At 61.2% G+C, this 22,031-nt stretch carries 23 protein-coding genes and 1 tRNA gene; 3 read left to right on the top strand and 21 right to left on the bottom strand.

What is annotated here, in order from left to right; all coding sequences use genetic code 11:
• Positions 1 to 140: 140 nt before the first annotated feature.
• Entirely contained in the window at positions 141 to 593 is a 453-nt protein-coding gene (locus O7B34_RS08070) for a YybH family protein (RefSeq protein ID WP_337140386.1), read from the top strand.
• 319 nt (positions 594 to 912) lie between these two features.
• On the opposite strand, the gene O7B34_RS08065 is transcribed toward O7B34_RS08070, so the two are convergent.
• Positions 913 to 988, bottom strand: a tRNA-Lys gene (locus O7B34_RS08065).
• A gap of 256 nt (positions 989 to 1,244) precedes the next feature.
• Here O7B34_RS08065 and O7B34_RS08060 point away from each other — a divergent pair.
• On the top strand, positions 1,245 to 1,706 hold the full coding sequence (locus tag O7B34_RS08060; protein ID WP_337145558.1) for a BA14K family protein: 462 nt from the start codon (positions 1,245 to 1,247) through the stop codon (positions 1,704 to 1,706).
• 71 nt (positions 1,707 to 1,777) lie between these two features.
• Here the strand turns inward: O7B34_RS08060 and glpK are convergent, their stop codons facing one another.
• The 16 genes from glpK to O7B34_RS07980 form a co-directional block, all read right to left on the bottom strand.
• Positions 1,778 to 3,268, bottom strand: coding sequence for a glycerol kinase GlpK (gene glpK / locus O7B34_RS08055; protein WP_337145557.1), 1,491 nt, complete (start codon positions 3,266 to 3,268; stop codon positions 1,778 to 1,780).
• Positions 3,269 to 3,361: 93 nt separating this feature from the next.
• The gene (locus tag O7B34_RS08050; RefSeq protein WP_337140389.1) at positions 3,362 to 5,089 is read right to left on the bottom strand and encodes an ABC transporter substrate-binding protein; all 1,728 of its coding nucleotides are present in this window, start codon (positions 5,087 to 5,089) and stop codon (positions 3,362 to 3,364) included.
• A 79-nt stretch (positions 5,090 to 5,168) separates the two neighbouring features.
• Positions 5,169 to 5,456, bottom strand: a complete 288-nt coding sequence (locus O7B34_RS08045) for a DUF2160 domain-containing protein (protein WP_337140390.1) — start codon at positions 5,454 to 5,456, stop codon at positions 5,169 to 5,171.
• A 3-nt stretch (positions 5,457 to 5,459) separates the two neighbouring features.
• Positions 5,460 to 6,380: a carbohydrate ABC transporter permease gene (locus tag O7B34_RS08040; protein ID WP_442920949.1), complete on the bottom strand. Its 921-nt coding sequence runs from the start codon at positions 6,378 to 6,380 to the stop codon at positions 5,460 to 5,462.
• Position 6,381: 1 nt separating this feature from the next.
• The gene (locus O7B34_RS08035) at positions 6,382 to 7,248 is read right to left on the bottom strand and encodes a carbohydrate ABC transporter permease (RefSeq protein WP_337145556.1); all 867 of its coding nucleotides are present in this window, start codon (positions 7,246 to 7,248) and stop codon (positions 6,382 to 6,384) included.
• A complete protein-coding gene (locus O7B34_RS08030) occupies positions 7,249 to 8,316 on the bottom strand; it encodes an ABC transporter ATP-binding protein (RefSeq protein WP_337145555.1) in 1,068 nt (355 codons plus the stop codon).
• Between the two features lie 9 nt (positions 8,317 to 8,325).
• Complete coding sequence (locus tag O7B34_RS08025; RefSeq protein ID WP_027144966.1) at positions 8,326 to 9,405, bottom strand: ABC transporter ATP-binding protein; 1,080 nt, start codon at positions 9,403 to 9,405, stop codon at positions 8,326 to 8,328.
• Between the two features lie 42 nt (positions 9,406 to 9,447).
• Entirely contained in the window at positions 9,448 to 10,974 is a 1,527-nt protein-coding gene (glpD, locus tag O7B34_RS08020; protein ID WP_337145554.1) for a glycerol-3-phosphate dehydrogenase, read from the bottom strand.
• A gap of 126 nt (positions 10,975 to 11,100) precedes the next feature.
• A complete protein-coding gene (locus O7B34_RS08015) occupies positions 11,101 to 11,868 on the bottom strand; it encodes a DeoR/GlpR family DNA-binding transcription regulator (protein ID WP_027144964.1) in 768 nt (255 codons plus the stop codon).
• 126 nt (positions 11,869 to 11,994) lie between these two features.
• Complete coding sequence (locus O7B34_RS08010; protein WP_337145553.1) at positions 11,995 to 13,407, bottom strand: pyridoxal phosphate-dependent decarboxylase family protein; 1,413 nt, start codon at positions 13,405 to 13,407, stop codon at positions 11,995 to 11,997.
• Positions 13,408 to 13,476: 69 nt separating this feature from the next.
• The gene (locus O7B34_RS08005; RefSeq protein WP_027144963.1) at positions 13,477 to 14,208 is read right to left on the bottom strand and encodes a peptidase; all 732 of its coding nucleotides are present in this window, start codon (positions 14,206 to 14,208) and stop codon (positions 13,477 to 13,479) included.
• Positions 14,209 to 14,239: 31 nt separating this feature from the next.
• Complete coding sequence (locus O7B34_RS08000) at positions 14,240 to 15,034, bottom strand: transglutaminase family protein (protein WP_027144962.1); 795 nt, start codon at positions 15,032 to 15,034, stop codon at positions 14,240 to 14,242.
• 86 nt (positions 15,035 to 15,120) lie between these two features.
• Positions 15,121 to 16,062 (bottom strand): alpha-E domain-containing protein, encoded by a 942-nt coding sequence (locus tag O7B34_RS07995; RefSeq protein ID WP_140503757.1) that lies wholly within the window; start codon positions 16,060 to 16,062, stop codon positions 15,121 to 15,123.
• A gap of 60 nt (positions 16,063 to 16,122) precedes the next feature.
• Positions 16,123 to 16,482, bottom strand: coding sequence for a four helix bundle protein (locus O7B34_RS07990; RefSeq protein ID WP_337145642.1), 360 nt, complete (start codon positions 16,480 to 16,482; stop codon positions 16,123 to 16,125).
• Positions 16,483 to 16,542: 60 nt separating this feature from the next.
• On the bottom strand, positions 16,543 to 17,955 hold the full coding sequence (locus O7B34_RS07985) for a circularly permuted type 2 ATP-grasp protein (protein ID WP_337145552.1): 1,413 nt from the start codon (positions 17,953 to 17,955) through the stop codon (positions 16,543 to 16,545).
• A 171-nt stretch (positions 17,956 to 18,126) separates the two neighbouring features.
• Positions 18,127 to 18,363, bottom strand: a complete 237-nt coding sequence (locus O7B34_RS07980) for an Lrp/AsnC family transcriptional regulator (RefSeq protein ID WP_010909609.1) — start codon at positions 18,361 to 18,363, stop codon at positions 18,127 to 18,129.
• A 301-nt stretch (positions 18,364 to 18,664) separates the two neighbouring features.
• On the opposite strand from O7B34_RS07980, the gene O7B34_RS07975 reads away from it, so the two are divergent.
• A complete protein-coding gene (locus O7B34_RS07975) occupies positions 18,665 to 19,084 on the top strand; it encodes a DUF4864 domain-containing protein (protein WP_337140397.1) in 420 nt (139 codons plus the stop codon).
• A 19-nt stretch (positions 19,085 to 19,103) separates the two neighbouring features.
• Here the strand turns inward: O7B34_RS07975 and tgt are convergent, their stop codons facing one another.
• Genes tgt through O7B34_RS07955 form a run of 4 tightly spaced genes read right to left on the bottom strand, consistent with a single transcriptional unit; the run spans position 19,104 to position 22,023 of the window.
• Entirely contained in the window at positions 19,104 to 20,234 is a 1,131-nt protein-coding gene (gene tgt / locus O7B34_RS07970) for a tRNA guanosine(34) transglycosylase Tgt (protein WP_337145551.1), read from the bottom strand.
• Positions 20,227 to 20,496, bottom strand: a complete 270-nt coding sequence (locus O7B34_RS07965) for a hypothetical protein (RefSeq protein ID WP_337145550.1) — start codon at positions 20,494 to 20,496, stop codon at positions 20,227 to 20,229. The genes tgt and O7B34_RS07965 overlap by 8 nt, the downstream gene beginning before the upstream one ends.
• A complete protein-coding gene (gene queA, locus O7B34_RS07960) occupies positions 20,486 to 21,574 on the bottom strand; it encodes a tRNA preQ1(34) S-adenosylmethionine ribosyltransferase-isomerase QueA (RefSeq protein WP_337145549.1) in 1,089 nt (362 codons plus the stop codon). Before queA ends, O7B34_RS07965 begins: the two co-directional genes overlap by 11 nt.
• On the bottom strand, positions 21,574 to 22,023 hold the full coding sequence (locus O7B34_RS07955; RefSeq protein ID WP_337145548.1) for a DMT family transporter: 450 nt from the start codon (positions 22,021 to 22,023) through the stop codon (positions 21,574 to 21,576). Before O7B34_RS07955 ends, queA begins: the two co-directional genes overlap by 1 nt.
• Positions 22,024 to 22,031 lie beyond the last annotated feature (8 nt).

The following is a 22,031-nucleotide window of genomic DNA, read 5'->3' as shown; positions in this document are numbered from 1 at the left end:
CGCCCGTCGCGACCACGGAGGTACTGGCGCGGCGGGTTCGCTCGCTCCTTAGTGCCGATTTTGGTCGCCTAGTTTAGAGCTTTCTAATATAAATCCCTTCTCGCGTGCCAAGTTCACACGCAGCCAAGAGGGAGGAAGAAATGAAGTTCAAACATTGTCTTCTGATCGTAGCTATCGGGGCGCTGTGCCTAGGACCAGCCAATGCCCAGTCGGCCAAAGACGCCATTGAAGCCAGCAATGCCGAGTTCATGAAATCCCTTAACAGCAAGGATGCCGCGGGTGTGGCATCGCACTACGCTGAGGATGCGAGAGTATTGCCGCCGAATGGGATGCGAGCCGACGGGCGGGAGAACATTCGCAAATTTTGGCAGGGCATAATCGATTATGGCGTTTCCGACCTCAAACTTACAACTGTTGAGGTGGTAGAGAGCGGAGATTTCGCGTTTGAGCAAGGCGCCTTTACATACAAGATGCCCGGCAAAGACTCCAAGACCGTGGACGGCGCCGGCAAGTCTATAGTGGTCTGGAAGAAGGCGCAGGACGGCAACTGGCTGCTCTATCGCGATATCTGGAACGACGATCCTGCGAAATAGGCATTGCTCCGAACTCTGGGTGTACCCCGCCCGCCCGTCGCCGAGCACGGATGTACTGCCGGCGGCGGGAAACCTATAACCCATGTAGATTGCTGGACGAACATTAGCGGTGCCTAATGCTTTTTGGATCCTGTCACTGGTTGTCCGGTGCGACGCGCCAACCGCGACGTGTCGCGAATTCTGCGCATGGCGGCATAGAACAGTCGGAGAACGGCCGTGTGGATAAATCTATCCGCACGGCCCGTTTTATCCGCACAGGTTGCGGCTCTGTTCCAGAGGCCGAATTGCCAAGTTGTTGATGTTTTTTCACGTGAAATTGTGGTGAGCGCGATGGGATTCGAACCCATGACCTACTGATTAAAAGTCAGTTGCTCTACCGGCTGAGCTACGCGCTCCCGCGGGCTCGAAAAGGCCGCCCTCGAAATTGCGCGGAACATAGGGAGAGTGCCGCGACCGGTCAACCGGAAAAGATGGGTTCCAAACCCGCTCTTTGCCCTAAATCGCTGGCCCCTGCTTGTTCCCCCGGGTTCTGGCGAGCAGCCAGGCAGTTTCGATCCCAGTCCGGCGGGGGCCGCCAGCATGGGGAACAAATCCGACGCGCTATCGTTTTTTGCCAATGGGACGCCCGACAAACGCTTGAGGAGAATACCAATGAATAGAATCGCAACGGGCCTGCTTGCCGCCACCCTGTCGGCCACATTCGTCGCGGCGGAGGTGGTGCCGGTCAACGCCCAGCCGGCCTACGTGCCATTATCCCAGGCGGCAACGCCGGATGTGCAGACAGTGCAGTACCGGGAGTGGAGGAGAAACCGCTCCTTCGACCGCAATTTCTCACGCAATCGCAGCTTTAGCCGCAACGGTGACATGTATTGGAATGGTCATCGCGGCTATCGTGAATATCGCCGCGGCTATCGCCGTCACGGCGACTACTGGTTCCCGCTCGCGGCCTTCGCGACTGGCGCCTTGATCACCGGCGCGATCGCCAACAACCGCGTCTATGAAGGCAATGCCCATGTGCAGTGGTGCTACGATCATTATCGGAGCTACCGCGCCTCGGACAACACCTTCCAGCCGAACAACGGTCCTCGTCGGGAGTGCCGTTCGCCTTACTGATGCGTGCGTAAGTATGAGTGACCTGCAAATGTGAGTGAAAGGCCTGCGGCAGAAACGGCGCGGGCCTTCCCTTATGCGCTCAGTGTCCTGCGCACGGCATCACGCCAGCCTGCTAGTTTCGCAGCACGACTGGAAGCGTCCATCTCCGGTTGAAAGCGTCGCTCAAGCGCCCAGCTTTTCGCAAACTCCCTCGCCGCGGGCCACACGCCCGCCTTCGAGCCGGCGAGCCAGGCGGCCCCCAGCGCGGTCGTCTCGAGAATGGTCGGCCGATCGACCGGTGCATCGAGAATGTCGGCCAGGCGCTGCATGGTCCAGTCCGAAGCCACCATGCCGCCATCGACCCTGAGCACGGTCTTTGCCTTGGCGCCCTTCCAATCCTTGTGCATGGCATCAAGCAGGTCGCGGGTCTGGTAGGCAACGGATTCCAAAGCCGCTCGGGCGAACTCGGCCGGACCGGAATTCCGGGTCAGCCCGAAGATGGCGCCCCGCGCCCCGGCATCCCAGTGCGGCGCGCCGAGCCCGACAAAGGCCGGCACCAGATAGACGTTCTGCGTCGGATCGGCCTCCGCCGCGAGCTTGCCGCTCTGCTCGGCCTTGCCGATGACCTTGATGCCGTCGCGCAGCCACTGCACGGCAGCTCCAGCGATGAAGATCGAGCCTTCCAGCGCATAAGTGGTCTTGCCGTTCAACCGGTAGGCGATGGTCGTCAAGAGGCGGTTCTTGGAGCGCACCAGATCGCTGCCGGTGTTGAGCAGCGCAAAACAGCCTGTGCCATAGGTGGATTTCATCATACCCGGCTCGAAACAGGCCTGGCCGATCGTGGCGGCATGCTGGTCGCCGGCAACGCCGAGGATTTTTATCCCGGCGCCAAACAGGTTTTTCTCTGTGATTCCATAATCATCGGCGCAATCCTTGACCTCCGGCAGCATCGCGGCCGGGATGCGCAGGATGGAAAGCAGTTCGTCGTCCCAGGCATTCTTCTCGATATTATAGACCAGCGTGCGCGAGGCGTTGGTGGCATCGGAGGCGTGCACCTTGCCGCCGGTCAGCCGCCAGATCAAAAAACTGTCGATGGTGCCGGCCAGCAATTCGCCCTTCTCCGCGCGTTTTCTCGCGCCCTTCACCTTGTCCAGCATCCAGGCGATCTTGGTGCCCGAGAAATAGGGGTCGAGCAGTAGCCCTGTCTTGCGTGTAAATTTCTTCTCCAGCCCCTGCTTCTTCAGCTTCTGGCACAGCGGTGCTGTGCGGCGGTCTTGCCAGACGATGGCATTGTGGATCGGTTTGCCGGTCGCCTTGTCCCAGATGACGACTGTCTCGCGCTGATTGGTGATGCCGATCGCCGCCACATCGGAAGCCTCGCGGCCAGCGGCCTTCAGTGCAGCCTTCACGGTGGTCATGACGCTCGCCCAGATCTCTTCGGGATCGTGCTCGACCCAGCCGGAGGCCGGATAGTGCTGGGCGAATTCCTTCTGCCCGCTGCCCACGACCTTCATCTGGCCGTCGAACAGGATCGCCCGGGTCGATGTCGTCCCCTGGTCGATTGCCAGCACAAAACCGCTCATTCCCACATCCTCCGCCTTGATACGAACAGGGGAGACGGCAATGTGCCGCCTCCCCAATTTTCACACGGGCGCGAACGCCCGCCTGGAACAGTCCTATTTCTGCCAGCTCTTCACCAGTTCGTCGTAGTTGATGGTGACCGGCTTTTCCTTCTCGTTCTCGATCTTGAGCTGAGGCGCGAGATTGCCTTTCTTGACCGCGTCGGCATTCCAGTAGGCGAGGTCATGCTCTTCGGCCATCTTCGGGCCGATATCGCCCTGGACGCCCGACTTCTCGATGCGGGTCATGACCTTTTCCTGCTCGCCGCAGAGCGAGTCCATCGCTTCCTGCGCGGTCTTGGCACCCGACGACGCATCGCCGATCGCCTGCCACCAGAGCTGTGCCAGCTTCGGATAGTCAGGCACGTTGGTGCCGGTCGGCGACCACTGCACGCGAGCCGGCGAGCGATAGAACTCGATCAAGCCGCCGAGCTTCGGCGCGCGCTCGGTGAAGCTCTTGTCGTGGATCGTGCTCTCGCGAATGAAGGTCAGGCCGACATGGCTCTTCTTCACGTCCACGGTCTTCGAGGTGACGAACTGCGCATAGAGCCAGGCGGCCTTGGCGCGGTCTGTCGGCGTCGACTTCATCAGCGTCCAGGAACCGACGTCCTGATAGCCGAGCTTCATGCCGTCCTTCCAATAGACGCCATGCGGCGACGGCGCCATGCGCCACTTCGGCGTGCCGTCGTCGTTCAACACTGCCTTGGCGCCGGCGTCGACCATCGAAGCGGTGAAGGCGGTGTACCAGAATATCTGCTGGGCAACCGCGCCCTGCGCCGGGACCGGTCCGGACTCGGAGAAAGTCATGCCCTGGGCTTCAGCCGGTGCATAGGCCTTCAGCCAGTCGAGATATTTCTGGATCGAGTAAACGGCGGCCGGCCCATTGGTGTCGCCGCCGCGTGCCGTGCAGGAGCCGACCGGACGAGAGTTTTCGTCGACCTTGATGCCCCATTCGTCGACCGGCAGGCCGTTCGGCAGGCCCTTGTCGCCATTGCCGGCCATCGACAGCCAGGCGTCGGTGAACCGCCAGCCGAGCGACGGATCCTTCTTGCCGTAGTCCATGTGGCCATAGACTTTCTTGCCGTCGATCTCGCGACCGGTGAAGAACGCGGCGATGTCCTCATAGGCCGACCAGTTGACCGGCACGCCGAGGTCGTAGCCGTATTTGGCCTTGAAGTCGGCCTTGTTCTTCTCGTCGTTGAACCAGTCGTAACGGAACCAGTAGAGGTTGGCGAACTGCTGGTCGGGCAGCTGATAGAGCTTCTTGTCCGGAGCTGTCGTGAACGAGGTGCCGATGAAGTCCTTCAGGTCGAGGTTCGGGTTGGTGACATCCTTGCCGTCGCCCGCCATCCAATCGGTCAGGTTGCGCACCTGCTGGTAGCGCCAGTGGGTGCCGATCAGGTCGCTGTCGTTGACCCAGCCGTCATAAAGATTCTGGCCGGTCTGCATCTGGGTCTGAATCTTCTCGACGACGTCGCCTTCCTGGATGACGTCATGCGTGATCTTGATGCCGGTGATGGCGGTGAAGGCAGGCGCCAGCACCTGCGATTCATACTGATGCGTGGCGATGGTTTCGGAGACGACCTTGATGTCCATGCCGGCGAACGGCTTGGCTGCGTCGATAAACCACTGCATTTCGGCTTCCTGGTCGGCGCGCGAAAGCGTCGAGAGCGGACCTATCTCCTTGTCCAGAAAGGCTTTTGCCTCGTCCATCCCGGCGTAGGCATTGCCCACGCCGAGCAATAGGACAAGGGCAGTCGTTGATGTTAAAAATTGCCGTCGCATGTGTTTCCTCCACTGTTTCAGGTTTCAAGTGCGATCTGGAGCGGCCGCCGGCACGCGGTCGCTCCAACAGTTTCCCCCTCTATACGTAGCGGAACACGCCGACGGCGTAGACCACGGAGAGAGCGAGAGCCCACCACAGATTGGGTCCGACAAGACCCAGCCAAGCGAGATGGATAAAGGCGCTGCCGAGCAGCGACAGGAAAAGACGGTCGCCGCGCGTCGTCTCGAAGCGCAGGATGCCGTTGCGTGGATTGCCGCCTGGCGAGGCGTATTCCCACACTGCCATGCCGCACAGCAGCAGAAGAATGGTCGCGAAGAAGGCCGCCGTCGGCCATGTCCACGCCATCCAGGAGAGGTCGAGATTCATTTGTCACACCCTCCCCAGGGCAAAGCCCTTGGCGATATAGTTGCGCACGAACCAGATGACGAGCGCGCCGGGGATCAGCGTCAGCACGCCGGCGGCGGCGAGCAGGCCCCAATCCATGCCGGCTGCGGAAACCGTGCGGGTCATGGTGGCGGCGATCGGCTTGGCATCGGTCGTCGTCAGCGTGCGGGCGATCAGCAGTTCCACCCATGAGAACATGAAGCAGAAAAAGCAGGCGACGCCGATGCCGCTGGCGATCAGTGGCATGAAGATTTTCACGAAGAACCGAGGAAAGGAATAACCGTCGATATAGGCTGTCTCGTCGATTTCCTTCGGCACGCCCGACATGAAACCTTCCAGGATCCACACCGCCAGCGGCACGTTGAACAGGCAGTGCGCCAGCGCCACCGCTATGTGCGTGTCGATGAGGCCGAAGGCCGAATAGAGCTGGAAGAACGGCAGCGCGAACACGGCCGGCGGCGCCATGCGGTTGGTCAGCAGCCAGAAGAACAGATGCTTGTCGCCAAGGAAGCGATAGCGCGAGAAAGCGTAAGCCGCCGGCAGAGCCACCGACACCGAAATCACCATGTTCATGACGACATAGGTGATCGAGTTGATGTAGCCGGAATACCAGGCCTTCTGCGTGAAGATGGTGACGTAGTTGGCGATCGTCGGTGCATGCGGGTAAAGCGTCAGCGAGTTGACGATCTCGGCATTGGTCTTGAAGCTCATGTTGATGAGCCAGTAGATCGGCAGCAGCAGAACGATGATGTAGAGCGTTGGCACGATCCACCAGCGCGACTCCTCGCCGCGCCGGCGCATCCGCCTGTCGAGTTCGCCCTGTGACAGCGAACTGGCGAGCCCCCCTTCCGCGGCGGCGGTCCGGCTCATTGCATTGCGCTCGGTGCGTTCGTTGGCGCCAGCCATATCAGCGCTCCGCGTCGTAGTTGGTCATCACGGTGTAGAATACCCATGACAACAACAGGATGATGAGGAAGTAGACCAGCGACATTGCCGCCGCCGGACCAAGGTCGAACTGGCCGAGTGCCGTCTTGACGAGGTCGATCGACAGGAACGTCGTCGAGTTGCCCGGACCGCCGCCGGTGACGACGAAGGGTTCGGTGTAGATCATGAAGCTGTCCATGAACCGCAGCAGCACGGCGATCAGAAGCACGCGCTGCATCTTCGGCAACTGAATGTAACGAAAGACCGCCCAGCGCGACGCGCCGTCGATCTTGGCCGCCTGGTAGAAAGCGTCGGGGATCGAGACCAGGCCGGCATAGCAGAGCAGCACGACAAGGCTCGTCCAGTGCCAGACGTCCATGATGATGATCGTCACCCAGGCGTCGAATGGATCCTGCACATAATTGTAGTCGATGCCGATCGCGTTGAGGTAATAGCCCATCAGGCCGATATCGCTGCGCCCGAACACCTGCCAGATGGTGCCGACCACGTTCCACGGTATCAGCAGCGGCAGCGACATCAGCACCAGGCAGACCGGCACGCCCCAGCCCTTTTTCGGCATGTTGAGCGCGATGAAGATGCCGAGCGGCACTTCGATGGCCAGGATGATGAAGGAAAAGATCAGGTTGCGAACCATCGCTTCCCAGAAGCGGCTGGACGAGAGAAGTTCCGCGAACCATTCGGTGCCTGCCCAGGTGAAGACATTGTTGCCGAACGTGTCCTGCACCGAATAGTTGACGACCGTCATCAGCGGGATGACCGCGGTGAAGGCCACCAGCACCAGCACCGGCAGCACCAGGAACCAGGCCTTGTTGTTCCAGGTCTTTTCCATCTACGCCCCCATCTCGACGCGCCAGGAATCGGCATAGATGTTGATGCCGGCCGGGTCGAACCGCACCTTTGGTTCGGCGGGTACGGTTTCGTCCTCGCCGATGACCGCCGCGATGTCGCGGCCTTCCAGCTTGGCGCGCACCACCTTGTGGCGGCCGACATCCTCGACCTTAGTGATTGAAACGGCCATTCCATCGCGGCCGAGCCGCACATATTCCGGGCGGATACCAAGCTCGACCGCGCCGCTGCCCGCCTTCGGTACTCCAGGCAATTCGATCCGCTGCGAGCCGAGCGTCGCCGTCCTGCCTTCGATTGCCACCGGCACGACATTCATGCCTGGCGAGCCGATGAAATAGCCAACAAAAGTGTGACGCGGCCGCTCGAACAGTTCCGCCGGCGTGCCGATCTGCACGATGCCGCCGTCATACATGACCACCACCTGGTCGGCGAAGGTCAGCGCCTCGGTCTGGTCGTGCGTGACATAGACCATCGTGTAACCGAAGCGGCGGTGGAGCTGTTTCAACTGCGAGCGCAGCACCCATTTCATGTGCGGATCGATGACGGTCAGCGGTTCGTCGAACAGGATGGCGTTGACGTCCGAGCGCACCAGCCCACGGCCGAGCGAGATCTTCTGCTTCTGATCGGCGGTCAGGCCCCTTGCCTTCTTTTTCGCCCACGAGGCCAGGTCGATCATGTCGAGCGTCTCGCGCACCTTGCGGTCGACATCTGGTTCCGGCACACCGCGATTGCGCAGCGGGAAGGCCAGGTTGTCGTAGACGGTCATGGTGTCGTAGATGACCGGGAACTGGAACACCTGCGCGATGTTGCGCTCCTGCGTCGACAGTGTGGTCACGTCCCTGCCATTGAACAGCAACTGGCCGTGCGAGGGGTGAAGCAGCCCCGATATGATGTTGAGCAGCGTGGTCTTGCCGCAGCCGGACGGCCCAAGCAGCGCATAGGCACCACCATCCTCGAAAATGTGGTGCACTTCGCGTAGCGCGAAATCGGCATCCGTGCGCGGGTTCGGCAGATAGGAATGCCTGACATGGTTGACGTCGATGCGCGCCATATCGCCCTCCTAAGCCGCCAGCTTCGGCGCGGTCACGGCCTGGCCGTGCTCGTCGAAGACCATGATGTGACGCGGGTCGATGAACACCTCGACCACCGCGTCCGTCTCGAAATCCCTGATGCCGTGGGTCAACATCACCCAGCGGGCATCGGCAAAGTCGAGATGGATGAAGCTCTCGGACCCGGTGATTTCGGTGATGGTGACCTTTGCCCGCACCGGCACCGCGGAGACATTGGGCCGATCGAGCGAAAGATGGTGCGGCTGGAAGCCGATCGTATAGTTCGTATCGGCGATGCCGACGAGTTCCGCCGGCACCGGCAGCTTGACGCCGCCCTCGAGCAGAAAATCCGCCCCCTTTTTGGCCAGCACGATGGTGTTGAGCGGCGGATCGGCGAAGGTCCTGGCCGTCACCAGATCGACCGGTTTGCGGAACACGTCGATGGTCGGCCCAAACTGGGTGATGCGGCCTTCCGACAGCGTTGCCGTGTTGCCGCCGAGCAGCAGTGCCTCATGCGGCTCGGTGGTGGCATATACGAAGATGGTGCCGGCGGCGGCAAATATCCTTGGCAGTTCCGCCCGCAATTCCTCGCGCAGCTTGTAGTCGAGATTGGCAAGCGGTTCGTCGAGCAGCACCAGGCTGGCATTCTTGACGATGGCACGCGCCAGCGCCGTGCGCTGCTGCTGGCCGCCCGACAGGCTGAGCGGCGTGCGGTCGAGATAGGGGGTCAGCTTGAGGAGAGCCGCCGCTTCGCGCACCTGACTGTCGATCTTGCGCTGCTCGACGCCGGCCACCCTGAGCGGCGAGGCGATATTGTCATAGACGGTCATCGCCGGATAGTTGATGAACTGCTGGTAGACCATGGCGATCTTGCGCTTCTGCACCGGCGTGCCGGTAACATTCTGGCCGTCGAACCAGACCGAGCCGGAAGTCGGCACATCGAGCCCGGCCATCAGCCGCATCAAGCTGGTCTTGCCGGAAAGCGTGGGCCCGAGCAAAACGTTGAGCGAGCCGTGCTGAAGCGTCAGCGACACATCGCGGATGTGCTCGACCGCACCCACCGTCTTGGTGACGTTCCTCAGTTCCAGCATGACGCCTCCTCCCAGGCTTTCCGCATCAGCTCAAAACCTTCTTCATTCAGCAGCCGCGACATGCCGTCGGCTTATGCCGCGCATAAACTCATCGAGCGATGCCACCTGCTCGCGGCCGAGATGCAGTCCGCGCTTGGTCCTGCGCCACAGTACATCTTCAGCTGTGATAGCCCATTCGTTTTCAACGAGGTAACGTATCTCGGCCTCGTAGAGATCGGCACCGAAATTGCGGCCCAGATCAGCATTCGATTTGGCCAGGCCCAGAAGAACCTGCGCTCGCGTGCCGTAAAGCCGGGTCAGCCGGCGGGCCAGGCGTGCGTCGAGGAACGGATAGGCCGATTTCAGCTTGTTCACCTGCGCATCGAAACCGGTGGCGGGAAAATCGCCGCCTGGCAGCGGCGCATCTGATGTCCACGGCTTGCCGCGCTTGCCGAGAAACCCTTCGATCTTCTCCAGCATCGATTCCGACAACCGGCGATAGGTGGTGATCTTGCCGCCAAACGCGTTGACCAGCGGCGCGGCACCCTCGCCGCCATCGGCCTTCAGCACATAGTCGCGTGTCGCTTCCTGCGCCTTGGAGGCGCCGTCATCATAGAGCGGACGCACGGCCGAATAGGTCCAGACGATGTCCGAGCGCCTGACCGGAACCGCGAAATACTCGCTGGCCGCGGCACAGAGATAATCGGTCTCTGTGTCGCTGATCTTCACATCATGCGGATCGCCGGGATAATCCTGATCGGTGGTGCCGATCAGCGTGAACTCGTCCTCGTAGGGAATGGCGAAGATGATGCGGCCATCCTTGTTCTGGAAGAAATAGGCGCGCGGATCGTCGAACTTCTTGGCGATGACGATGTGGCTGCCCTGCACGAGGCGAACATTGTGAACGTCATTCTGCCCGACGACGCCCGACAGCACGTGGTCGACCCAAGGACCCGCCGCATTGACCAGCAACCGGGCCTTGACCTCTTCGGTCTCGCCGGTCTGCAGGTTCTCGATCTTTATCGTCCAGATGCCGCCCTCGCGGCGGGCTCCAACCACTTTCGTGCGGGTCCGGATCGTTGCGCCCCGGTCAGCGGCGTCACGTGCATTCAGCGCCACCAGCCGCGCATCGTTGACCCAGCCGTCGGAATATTCGAAAGCCTTTTTGAACAAGGGTTTCAAAGGCTTGCCGGCCGGGTCGCTCGTCATGTCGAGCGTCCTGGTCGCCGGCAGCAATTTGCGCCCGCCAATGTGGTCGTAAAGGAAAAGGCCAAGCCGGATCAGCCAGGCGGGGCGCAGGCCCTTGGCATAGGGCAGCACGAAGCGCATCGGCCAGATGATGTGCGGCGCGTTCTTCCACAGAACCTCGCGCTCCATGAGTGCCTCGCGCACCAGGCGGAATTCGTAGAATTCGAGATAGCGCAGCCCGCCATGGATCAGCTTGGTCGAGCCGGACGAGGTTCCGCTGGCGAGATCGTTCATCTCGGCGAGAAAGACCGAAAACCCGCGCCCAACGGCATCACGGGCGATGCCGCAACCGTTGATGCCGCCGCCTATGACGAAAATGTCCCGGACTGAAGATGTGTCCACTTAGCTCCTCCACGATTTCGCATTGCACCATTTTGGGTCTTTTGCGAAACCGTTGCGGAATTATTTCGAACTCATAACGAATGTCAAACGAAATATCACACACCTGCGAGAAGACCGTGAATCATCTCAGCCAAGCGATGTCTCGATCAGCTGAACCTCGGCCTCCTGGCAGATCTTGCGTACCGAAGCGATATCGCAGCGATCGGTGATGAAGGTGTTGACTTGCGACAGGTGACCGATGCGCACAGGTGCCGTGCGTTCGAATTTGGTCTGGTCGGATACAAGGATGACATGCCTGGCATTGGCGATAATCGCTTGCGCGACCTTCACCTCGCGAAAATCGAAATCGAGCAAGGCGCCATCATGATCGATGGCCGAGGCGCCGATGACAGCATAATCGACCTTGAACTGCCTGATAAAATCGACCGCCGCCTCGCCGACGACACCTCCGTCCGAGCCGCGCACCACCCCGCCCGCAATCACCACCTCGATCGAAGGGTATATGCGCATCCTATTGGCAACATTGATGTTATTGGTGATGACCATCAGGCCGTCGTGATCGAGCAGCGCCTTGCTGACCGCCTCCGTCGTGGTGCCGATGTTGATGAACAGCGAGGCGTTGTCGGGGATCAACCTGGCCGCCGCGCGGCCAATCGCTTCCTTCTCGTCGGCCGCGATCTTGCGCCTGGCTTCATACTCCATGTTCTCGATACCAGACGGGAACAAGGCGCCGCCATGGATGCGCGAAAGCAGCCGCTGGTCGCACAAATCGTTGAGGTCCTTGCGGATGGTCTGCGGCGTCACGTTGAAATGCGTGGCCAGATCATCGACCAGCACGCGACCATGATCCTTGGCCATCTGGATGATTTCGGCATGGCGTGGCGATAGATACATGGGCGACCTCCCGTTTTCGTTTTTCTTGCTTATAATGGAAAACGAAACCGATGAAAAGGCGCAAGCCGGCTAACGAAATCCGATGATTGTACGGGTGAACCTCGGCGCGACCTTGATCCAGCCTTTTCAGGCCATGGCACGTGCGATTTCGGTGATGACGGTGAAAGCGGCGTCGACGTCCTCTGCCGTGGCATCGAACTGACCGACCTGGAAGCGGATCGCCACCCTCCCATCGACTTTCGTTTGCGTCAGGTAGATGCGGCCATCGTCGTTGATCGCATTGACCAGCCGCAGATTGTGCTCGTCGGCATCGGCGCCCGATGCAGGCTTGTGCCGGAACGAAAACAGCGACAGCATCGGCTCGCTGACGATTTCGAAATCCGCCTCCCTTGCCAGACGCAGCGCAAGGCCTTCGCTCCAGGCGACATGGTTGCGGATCATGGTTCGCAGGTTTTCCAGTCCATGGGCGCGCAGCAGAAACCAAAGCTTCAGCGCCCGGAAGCGCCGACCAAGCGGCACCGACCATTCGGAGTAGTTGATGATGCCGTCGCGGCCATGTGTCTTGAGGAATTCGGGCTTGATGGCCAGCGTGCGAACGAGGTCCTCGGGCTGCCGGATGAATTGCATCGAGCAATCGAACTGCGCGCCCAGCCATTTGTGCGGGTTGAAGACGATGGAATCAGCCAACTCGGCGCCGGCCCAGAAATGGCGAAATTCCGGGCAGATCATCGCCGATCCGGCCCAAGCGGCATCGACATGCAGGTAGAGCCCGTGCCGCCTGGCAATCTCCGCAACCGTTGCAATATCGTCCGTGCCGCCGGTGCTGGTGCCGCCGACGCTGGCGATGATACCGGCGGGCAGCATGCCGGCCTCGCGGTCGGCGACGATTGCCGCTTCGAGTGCGGCCGCTTCCATGGCGCGAAAACGGCCGGCGACCGGAATGCGCACGAGATTGTCCTCGCCTATCCCTGACACCCAGATCGCCCGATCGATCGAAGTGTGCACCTGGTCGGAGGAATAGATGCGCAACCGCCCCTGCCCAGCCAATCCTTTTTTGTTGCCTTGCCAGTCCAGCGCCCGCTCGCGCATGGTCAACACCGCGTTGAGTGTCGCCGACGAGGCCGAATCCTGGATAACGCCGGAGAAACCCTCCGGCAGGCCGAGCGCCTGGCGCATCCAGTCGACGGTCCGCGTTTCAAGCTCGGTCGCCGCCGGCGACGTCTGCCAAAGCATGCATTGCGCGGCCATCGCCGACACCAGGTATTCAGCCACCAACGAGACGGGCGCCGCGTTGGCCGGAAAATAGGCGAAGAAGCGCGGGTGCTGCCAATGCGTCATCCCCGGCACGATCTTCTCTTCGAAGTCGGCGAAAATCCTGTCCATCGGCTCCGCGTCTTCGGGCGGCGACGCCTCGATGCTCCTGAAAATGTCGCCCGGCTCGACCAGTGGCCGCACCGGTCGCTCACGCAGATTGTTGCGATAATCGGCGCCCCAATCAGCGGCACGTTGCGACCATTGCCGGAATTCATCATTGTTCATCTTGTCCTCCCGACATGATCTTTCGCCGCTGGCGATGCGCCGGCTTTCGCGAACGGCGAGGTATGTGGACTAGCCAGGAAAGTCCGGCAGGCTGGCGAACGCCGTCTTCAGGGCATTCGACCATCCGTCGGAGATCGTGCGGTAATACTGGTCGTCCTGGGCGATCCGCTTTTTCAGACCAACCTGAAAGGCGCCCTGTTCCAGGAAAAGCAGGTCGAGCGGCAAGCCGACCGACAGGTTCGACTTCAGCGTCGAATCGAACGACACCAGCAGCAGTTTCACCGTCTCGGCGAGGCTCATCGTCTTTTCGTAAGCGCGGATGATGATCGGCTTGCCGTATTTGGTTTCCCCGATCTGAAAGAACGGCGTGTCGTCAGTCGATTCGATGAAATTGCCTTCGGGATAGATCATGAACAGGCGCGGCGGGCTGCCCTTGATCTGCCCACCGAGGATGAAGGAGGCATTGAAATAGGAATCGGCTTTCTCGCCCGCTGGTGACGATTGCGCGATCACTTCCTTGACCGTGTCGCCGACCAGCCGCACCGTCTGGTACATGGATGGCGTTTCGAGCAGCTTCTCGTGGCGGTCGGTCACCGCCTTGGTGCGTTCGTCGAGCAGGCTGACCACGGCCTGCGTCGTCGCCAGATTGCCGGCCGACATCAAAACGATGACGCGCTCGCCCGGCTGCTCCCAGACGTGCATCTTCTTGAAGGTCGAGATAGAATCCATCCCGGCATTGGTGCGCGTGTCCGACATGAACACGAGCCCGCGATCGATCTTGAGGCCGACGCAATAGGTCATGGAATCTCTTGAGGCAGTAATCCCTGGGGGATTACTGCTCTACCGTGACGGTGACCGCAAGCAGTTCTTCCGCCTGTCCCAGTCGAATTCCCGACACCGGCGAAGCGTCACGGTAATCGCGGCCGGTGGCCACCTTCACATAGCGTTCGTCGGGAGAAATACCATTGGCGGGATCGAAGGCAACCCAGCCGAGGCCCGCGACATGGGCTTCGGCCCAGGCGTGGCTCGCCGCCTGCTCCACCGCCGCATCCATCATCAGATAGCCGCTGACATAGCGGGCCGGAAATCCCATGGCGCGTGCGGCGGCGGCAAAGATGTGGCTATGATCCTGGCAAACCCCGGTCTTCAGCATCAAGGCCTCTTCGGCCGGAGTCGTCGCATTGGTGGTTCCCGGCGTGTAGGCGACGCGCTCGCCGATGGCGGCCATCAGCCGGTGCAGCCTGTCAAGGTCGGTGCCCTTGCCGAGCGCCTCGGCAAGATCACGAATGCCGCCGCCTATGGTGGTCAAAGCGGTCTCCTGCGCGAACAACCAGAGTGGCGCGAAGCCTTGATGAGGCCCGCTAACACCTGATGTATCGCGCGTCACCACCTCGCCCAACGCTTCGACTGTGATGAAGTCGTGATCACCCTCGACGCTCAACAGCCTGCTATCGTTGCCGTAATGGTCGGTAAATCGCACTTCCTCGCGCGCGCCCTCGACCTTCAGCGCCCAGGACAGCACGGTCTGGGTCGGCCCGCTCATGGGAAGCAGCCGTAGCCTCTGGAGCAAATACTGCACCGGTGCATCGTAGCGGTATTCTGTCCGGTGCGTGATTTTCAGCCGCATGGCCATCTTCCGTTCGAGTGCATGATCCCTAGCGAAAGCCGGTACCCACCTTTCGCTGCCGCGGTCCTTCGGTTCGGGATCATGTTTCAATAAAACCTATAGTCTTGCGCGATCTCGTCGCCGAGCCTGGTGTTGTCGCGGATGAACCCGGCCAGGAACTCGTGCAGGCCGGCGTCGAATATATCCTTGATCGACCCTGCCCTCAGCATCGCCTGCGTTTTTTCCGCCGTTGCGTGACACGCGTGGCGCTCGCCATAGTCGTCGGAGAGAAATTTCAGATGCTCTGCCAGGAAGCGGTAGCAAAAGGTCAGCGACCGCGGCATGCGGACATTGAGGATCAGGTAGTCCGCGATGTTGGTCGGCTTGTAGTCGGCGTCATAGACCCAGCGGTAGGAGCGATGCGCCGACACCGAGCGCAGGATCGATTCCCACTGATAGTTGTCGAGCGTCGAGCCGACCCAGGAGATCGACGGCAAAAGCACGTAGTATTTCACGTCGAGGATGCGCGCGGTGTTGTCGGCGCGCTCGACGTAGGTGCCGAGCTGCGAAAAGTCGAAAATCTCGTTGCGCAGCATGGTGCCGTAGAACGAGCCGCGGATCAGTGCGGTCTCGCGCTTGATCGCGTCGAGCACGGTGGGCAGGTCGCGCTCGTCGATTGGCCTCGCCAGCATCCGTTTCAGCGCCATCCAGGCTTCGTTGATGCTCTCCCACGTCTCGCGCGTCAGCGCGGTGCGCACCATGCGCGCATTGTTGCGGGCCGTTTCGATCGACGACATCGTGCTCGATGGGTTCGACGTGTCGCGCAAAAGGAAGTCGGAGACATTGGCCGCGGTATAGTCCGGGTATTTCTGCTTGAAGGCGACATCGGAGCCGGCGCTGAGCAGCACGGAGTTCCACTCCTCCGAGGCGCTCTGGGTGCGAGTGAGCGCCATGCGCAGCCCGGCGTCGACCAGCCGCGCCATGTTTTCGGCCCGCTCGATATAGCGGTTCATCCAATAAAGTCCGTTCGCGGTACGGCCGAGAAGCATGTCAATGTGCTCCGATGAGCGAATAGCGAGTAGCGAATAGCGAATAGGGGAAAATTAGCTTCATGTTTTTTGCTGCAGGCTCCTGATCATAGAATGCAGCATCTTCCCGATCTCGTCGGCTTGTTTGAGCAAACGCGCAACCTCGACTTCGAACATCAAACCTATTTTTCCTGACACGATTAGGTGCGTTTCCAACTCTTTGAGGGATCCCTGAGCGATACGAAGAAACTGAATGAATGAGCCGGTATTTTCTCGCCCATGTCCTTCGGCAATATTCGCGGCAATCGATACGGACGACCGGCGCATTTGTGAGGTCATTCCGTAGACTTCACTGTTTGGAAAGGCCTTCGTTGCCGAATAGCAATCTACCGCCAAGTCAACGGCCGCTTTCCAAACAATCAGGTCTCTGTAAGAATTTATCGTCGTCTCGCCCCCCTTTTCTCTACCCCTACTCGCTATTCGCTACTCCCTATTCGCTCATTAATCATCCAGCACCCACGTATCCTTCGTCCCGCCGCCCTGCGACGAATTCACCACCAGCGAGCCTTCCTTCAGCGCAACGCGCGTCAGCCCCCCGGGCACGATCTGGATGCGATCGGACACCAGGACATAAGGCCGCAAGTCGACGTGGCGCGGCGCGAGGCCCTTTTCAGTCAGGATCGGACAGGTCGAGAGGGCGAGCGTCGGCTGGGCGATGTAGTTAGACGGTTTGGCCTGCAGCTTCTTGGCAAAATCCTGACATTCCTTCTTGGTCGCGGCCGGTCCGACCAGCATGCCGTAGCCACCCGAACCATGCACTTCCTTGATCACCAACTCGTGGATATGCTCGAGCACATATTTCAGGCTGTCCGGCTCCGAACAGCGCCAGGTCGGGATGTTGCCGAGGATTGCCTTGCGGCCGGTGTAGAATTCGACAATCTCGGGCATGTAGGAATAGATCGCCTTGTCGTCGGCGATGCCGGTTCCCGGTGCGTTGGCGATGGTGATGTTCCCGGCGCGGTATACATCCATGATGCCGGGGATGCCGAGAGCTGAATCCGGCCTGAAGGTCAGCGGGTCCAGGAAAGAATCGTCGACGCGGCGGTAAAGAACGTCGATCTGCTTGTAGCCTTCGGTCGTGCGCATCGCGACATGGCCATCGACGACGCGCAAATCCTGCCCCTCCACCAGCTGCACACCCATCTGGTCGGCAAGGAAGGCGTGTTCGAAATAGGCGGAATTGAAACTGCCGGGCGTCAGCACCGCGATGGTCGGCGCACCCTTGGTGTTCTGCGGCCGCACCGCCGCCAGCGACTGCCGCAGAAGCTGCGGATAATTCTCCACCGGCCGCACCTTGATCTTCTGGAACAGCTCGGGGAACAGCTGCATCATCGTTTCGCGGTTCTCCAGCATGTAGGAGACACCGGACGGCGTGCGCGCATTGTCCTCCAGCACATAGAACTCGTCCTCGCTGATACGCACGATGTCGACGCCGATGATGTGGGTATAGACCCCGGCCGGCGGCCGCACGCCGATCATTTCCGGCAGGAATGCCTCGTTCCTGGCGATCAGGTCCCTGGGAACACGGCCGGCGCGAAGGATTTCCTGGCGATGGTAGATGTCGTCGAGGAAGGCGTTCAGCGCCTGTACGCGCTGCTCGATGCCTTGCGTCAGGCGACGCCACTCATTGCCTGAAATGATGCGGGGAACGATATCGAACGGGATCAGCCGCTCGGATGCTTCCTGCTCGCCATAAACGGCAAACGTGATGCCGGTCTTGCGGAAGACGCGTTCGGCGTCCTGCATCTTTTCGGTAAGTCTGGCTGGATCCTGCTCCTTCAGCCAGCGATCGTAAGCCGAATACGGTCGTCTAAGTCCGGAAATCTCCGGAAGCATTTCATCGAACGCTGCCAATCGCATACTCCCCTGTGACGCCATTTCACTGGCGTCGTTGGAGAAAATCAAGCGCAATCGGTGATTTGGGAGTTCCGGACGATCAGTATGTTGCGGCTGCCTAAAATTGAGGCAGCTGAAATATGAGCTTGATCAGGCTCTGCCTCATGCCCGGGCAAATGCCCCGCGCTGCTAGAAGGCGCGGAAGGTGACGACGGTGAACGTGTCCTTGATGCCGGGAAGAATCTGCACCTTCTCGTTGACGAAATGACCGACATCTTCCTCATCGTCGACATAGAATTTGGCGAGCAGATCGTAATTGCCGGCGGTGGAGTAGATTTCCGAGGCGATCTCGGCGTCGGCAAGCGCGCTGGCAACCTCATAGGATTTGCCCAGCTCGCATTTGATCTGCACGAAAAACGCCTTCATGGCTTCGTCCCGCTAACTTCCAGGTCCAGCGGCCCTTCTGGCAGACTGGAGGCGGCCTTTCAAGCGTTGGAATGCGCACTTAGCCGGCGCCTGCCTTGGCCGCGGCCTCGCGCAGCATGCTCTCTCCCTCGGGGTCCACCATGAGCGCCCCGCCTTAGAGGAAGCTTACGCGTAGGAATTCGCCAAGCCGGGACGAATATTGCCGCCCGCTGAAACCGTGAAGCGCCGTCACCCGTATGTTAGGATGCCTCCCGCAACAGCTTTTCTGCAGGCGGCGTTTCGGGAACGGTGGAGACAGGCCATGCGTCGCGCCATTTTTGCATTCACGTTCGTTTCGCTCATGCTGGCTTCCCAGGCGCTTGCCGGCGACGCCGAGATCAAGGCTGGTCAGGCCGTCATCGACGGTCAATTGAAGGCCCTCATCGCCAATGACGGCGCCAAGGCCTATAGCTTCGCCGCCCCGAACGTGAAGCAGGTCTTCCCGACCGTCGATGCCTTCATGAACATGGTGACCAACGGCTACCCACCGGTGCGCCAGCCACAGTCCTATTCCTTCGGCAAGGTCGAGGAGACCGGCCCGGGTTTGATCATCCAGCAAGTGCTGATCGTCGGCCCCGACGGCAAGGACTACGAGGCGGTCTACACGCTGCAGCAACAGCCCGACGGCACGTTCCAGATCACCGGCTGCAGCCTGCGCGCGTCGAATTCGCTGAGCACCTGAACGCTGCGGCGTCGGTGCGCTACAACGCCGGGATGTCGCCTCTCGCCCAGCCTTCGCTGATCTCGGCGCCGCGAGCCTCGAAGCTGCCCGCCTCGATCGCGGCCCGGATGTCCTGCATCAGCTTCTGGTAGTAGGAAAGGTTGTTCCAGGTCAGCAGCATCGCCCCGAGCGCCTCCTGCGAGCGCACCAGATGGTGCAGATAGGCGCGCGAATAGTCGCGCGCCGCGGGGCAATCGCTCTCGTCGTCGAGCGGGCGCGGATCGTCGGCGTGGCGGGCGTTGCGCAGATTGACCTTGCCGCGCCTGGTATAGGCAAGACCATGCCGGCCAGCCCTCGTCGGCATCACGCAGTCGAACATGTCGATGCCGCGCGCCACAGATTTCAGGATATCGTCCGGCGTTCCCACGCCCATGAGATAGCGCGGCTTGTTGTCGGGCAGTTCCGGGCACGTGATGTCTAGCATGTCGAGCATCACCGTCTGCGGCTCGCCGACAGCCAGGCCGCCGACGGCATAGCCCTTCAGGTTCATCGCGCTCAGCGCCTGTGCCGAGCGCACCCTGAGCGCCGCGTTGTCACCACCCTGCACGATGCCGAACATCGCCTTGCCCGGCTGGTCGCCGAACGCCGTCTTGCAGCGCTCCGCCCAGCGCAGCGACAATTCCATGGCGCGCTCGATCTCTTTCATCGAGGCGGGCAGCGCCGTGCATTCGTCGAGCTGCATCTGGATGTCGGAATCGAGCAATCCTTGAATTTCTATGGAGCGCTCCGGTGACATTTCATAAGCCGCGCCATCGATGTGCGAACGGAAGGTGACGCCTTTCTCGGTCAGCTTCCTCAGCTTCGACAGCGACATCACCTGGAATCCGCCGCTGTCGGTCAGGATCGGCTGCGGCCAGCGGGCGAATTCGTGCAGACCGCCGAGCCGCGCCACGCGCTCGGCCCCGGGCCGCAGCATCAGGTGATAGGTGTTGCCAAGGATGATGTCGGCGCCGACGCCGCGCACCTGGTCCATGTACATGGCCTTGACCGTGCCACCGGTGCCGACCGGCATGAAGGCCGGTGTGCGGATTTCGCCGCGCGGCATGTCGATCAAGCCGCGCCGCGCCTTGCCATCGGTCGCCAGCACCTTGAAGGTGAACGTCTCAGCCATTGAATTCCTTGTCGTGGACCGGCGCATCCGGCGCCTGCCTGTCGAGCGATTGGCGATATCGGATGCAGCCGCGCATGAATTTGGGCCAGGGGGGCACAGCGATCGACGGCTCGGTCTTCTCAGGCAGCAGGTCCCACAGATCGGGGTGATGCCAGCACAGCTCGTGGCCTGTGGTGTCGCGGTGTGCGCGAATGCCGGCGCGCAGCTTTTTCACTTCCGCGATCAGGCTTTCGCGATCGAGGGTTTGCAGATCATCGTCCATCGCTCATCTCCGCTCGGTAAAGCAGGCTTGCGTCGCCATAGGAATAGAACCTGTAGCGGTTCGTTATGGCATGCGCATAGGCGGCACGCATCGTGTCGAGGCCGCTGAAGGCCGAAACCAGCATGAACAGCGTCGAACGCGGCAGATGGAAATTGGTCATCAGCATGTCGGCGGTGCGAAAGCGGTAGCCGGGCGTGATGAAGATGTCGGTCGGGCCTGACCATGGCGCCAGCGTGCCGTCTTCACGCGCCGCACTCTCGAGCAGGCGCAGCGAAGTCGTACCCACGGCAATGATGCGCCCGCCCCTTGCTTTCGCGGCATTGAGCGCCTCGGCGGTCGCCGGGCTGACGGAGCCGATCTCGGCATGCATCTTGTGGTCGGCGGTGTCATCAGCCTTCACCGGCAGGAACGTACCGGCGCCCACATGTAAGGTGACGAAGCGGCGCTCGATGCCCTTGGCGTCCAGCGCCGCAAAAAGCTCCGGCGTGAAATGCAGGCCAGCGGTAGGCGCGGCAACGGCACCTTCTTCCCGGGCATAGATGGTCTGGTAGTCGGCACGGTCGCGCTCGTCGTCATCGCGCTTCGAGGCGATGTAGGGCGGCAGCGGAATGTGGCCGACCGCGTGCAGCGCCTCGTCGAGGAAGGGACCGGATAGATCAAAGCCGAGCAGCGCTTCGCCGCCCTCGCCCTTCTCGATCACCGTGGCATCGAGCTGGCCGAGGAAACAGGAATTGCCGTCATGGCCGAAATGGATGCGGTCGCCGACGGCGATGCGCTTTCCCGGCCGCATGAACGCCAGCCAACGGTCTGGAGCCATGCGCATGTGCAGCGTGGCCTCGACCTGCGCCACCGCCTCACCGCGCCGCCTGATGCCTTTCAGCTGCGCTGGAATGACCTTGGTGTCGTTGAAAACCAGCACGTCGCCGGTGCGGAGCAAGGACGGCAGATCGCCAACCGTGCGGTCCTCCAGCCCCTTGCCCGGCTCGATGACGAGCATTTTGGCGCTGTCGCGCGGCTCTGCCGGGCGAAGCGCGATGCGCTCCTCCGGCAGGTCGAAATCAAAGAGGTCGACGCGCATCAGTACAGCCGAACGAGCAGCGCTCCGGCCAGCAGAAGCACGGCGCCGGCGATCCGGCCGAGCGAGATTTCGCGCACAGCGACACCAAGGAAGCCGACGCGGTCGATGAGCATGCCGGCGATCAACTGACCGGCCACCAGGAACGCCATCAGGGCGGCCGCACCAATGCGCGGCGTCAGGATAGTTGAAAGCGTGACGTAGAAGCCGCCGAGCATGCCGCCGACTACGAACAACCAGGGTGCCGGCGCCTTCCAGTCGAGCGAAATCTCTTGCAGCTTCACCACCGTGACGGAGATGATGCCGAGTACGATCGCGCCCGACAGGAACGAAAACGCGGCGGCCGCGACCGGGAGACCCAGGCCGCGCGCAAGCTGCGAATTGATCGGCGCCTGAATGGCAATGAAGGCGCCGGACAGGATGCCGAGAAGCGACCAGACGACGCCCATCATTGTCGTTT

It is taken from the genome of Mesorhizobium sp. Cs1299R1N3, assembly GCF_037179625.1.
Taxonomy (GTDB): Bacteria; Pseudomonadota; Alphaproteobacteria; order Rhizobiales; family Rhizobiaceae; genus Mesorhizobium; species Mesorhizobium salmacidum.
Note: the sequence above shows the minus strand (reverse complement) of the source record. Positions and strands in the feature narration are given on the sequence as shown.

Excerpts from the sequence above, each read along its gene's own strand:
- O7B34_RS08070 (WP_337140386.1), top strand. The coding sequence starts at position 141 with ATGAAGTTCAAACATTGTCTTCTGATCGTAGCTATCGGGGCGCTGTGC.
- O7B34_RS08060 (WP_337145558.1), top strand. The coding sequence starts at position 1,245 with ATGAATAGAATCGCAACGGGCCTGCTTGCCGCCACCCTGTCGGCCACA.
- glpK (WP_337145557.1), bottom strand. The coding sequence starts at position 3,268 with ATGAGCGGTTTTGTGCTGGCAATCGACCAGGGGACGACATCGACCCGG.
- O7B34_RS08050 (WP_337140389.1), bottom strand. The coding sequence starts at position 5,089 with ATGCGACGGCAATTTTTAACATCAACGACTGCCCTTGTCCTATTGCTC.
- O7B34_RS08045 (WP_337140390.1), bottom strand. The coding sequence starts at position 5,456 with ATGAATCTCGACCTCTCCTGGATGGCGTGGACATGGCCGACGGCGGCC.
- O7B34_RS08040 (WP_442920949.1), bottom strand. The coding sequence starts at position 6,380 with ATGGCTGGCGCCAACGAACGCACCGAGCGCAATGCAATGAGCCGGACC.
- O7B34_RS08035 (WP_337145556.1), bottom strand. The coding sequence starts at position 7,248 with ATGGAAAAGACCTGGAACAACAAGGCCTGGTTCCTGGTGCTGCCGGTG.
- O7B34_RS08030 (WP_337145555.1), bottom strand. The coding sequence starts at position 8,316 with ATGGCGCGCATCGACGTCAACCATGTCAGGCATTCCTATCTGCCGAAC.
- O7B34_RS08025 (WP_027144966.1), bottom strand. The coding sequence starts at position 9,405 with ATGCTGGAACTGAGGAACGTCACCAAGACGGTGGGTGCGGTCGAGCAC.
- O7B34_RS08015 (WP_027144964.1), bottom strand. The coding sequence starts at position 11,868 with ATGTATCTATCGCCACGCCATGCCGAAATCATCCAGATGGCCAAGGAT.
- O7B34_RS08010 (WP_337145553.1), bottom strand. The coding sequence starts at position 13,407 with ATGAACAATGATGAATTCCGGCAATGGTCGCAACGTGCCGCTGATTGG.
- O7B34_RS08005 (WP_027144963.1), bottom strand. The coding sequence starts at position 14,208 with ATGACCTATTGCGTCGGCCTCAAGATCGATCGCGGGCTCGTGTTCATG.
- O7B34_RS08000 (WP_027144962.1), bottom strand. The coding sequence starts at position 15,034 with ATGCGGCTGAAAATCACGCACCGGACAGAATACCGCTACGATGCACCG.
- O7B34_RS07995 (WP_140503757.1), bottom strand. The coding sequence starts at position 16,062 with ATGCTTCTCGGCCGTACCGCGAACGGACTTTATTGGATGAACCGCTAT.
- O7B34_RS07980 (WP_010909609.1), bottom strand. The coding sequence starts at position 18,363 with ATGAAGGCGTTTTTCGTGCAGATCAAATGCGAGCTGGGCAAATCCTAT.
- O7B34_RS07975 (WP_337140397.1), top strand. The coding sequence starts at position 18,665 with ATGCGTCGCGCCATTTTTGCATTCACGTTCGTTTCGCTCATGCTGGCT.
- tgt (WP_337145551.1), bottom strand. The coding sequence starts at position 20,234 with ATGGCTGAGACGTTCACCTTCAAGGTGCTGGCGACCGATGGCAAGGCG.
- O7B34_RS07965 (WP_337145550.1), bottom strand. The coding sequence starts at position 20,496 with ATGGACGATGATCTGCAAACCCTCGATCGCGAAAGCCTGATCGCGGAA.
- queA (WP_337145549.1), bottom strand. The coding sequence starts at position 21,574 with ATGCGCGTCGACCTCTTTGATTTCGACCTGCCGGAGGAGCGCATCGCG.
- O7B34_RS07955 (WP_337145548.1), bottom strand. The coding sequence starts at position 22,023 with ATGATGGGCGTCGTCTGGTCGCTTCTCGGCATCCTGTCCGGCGCCTTC.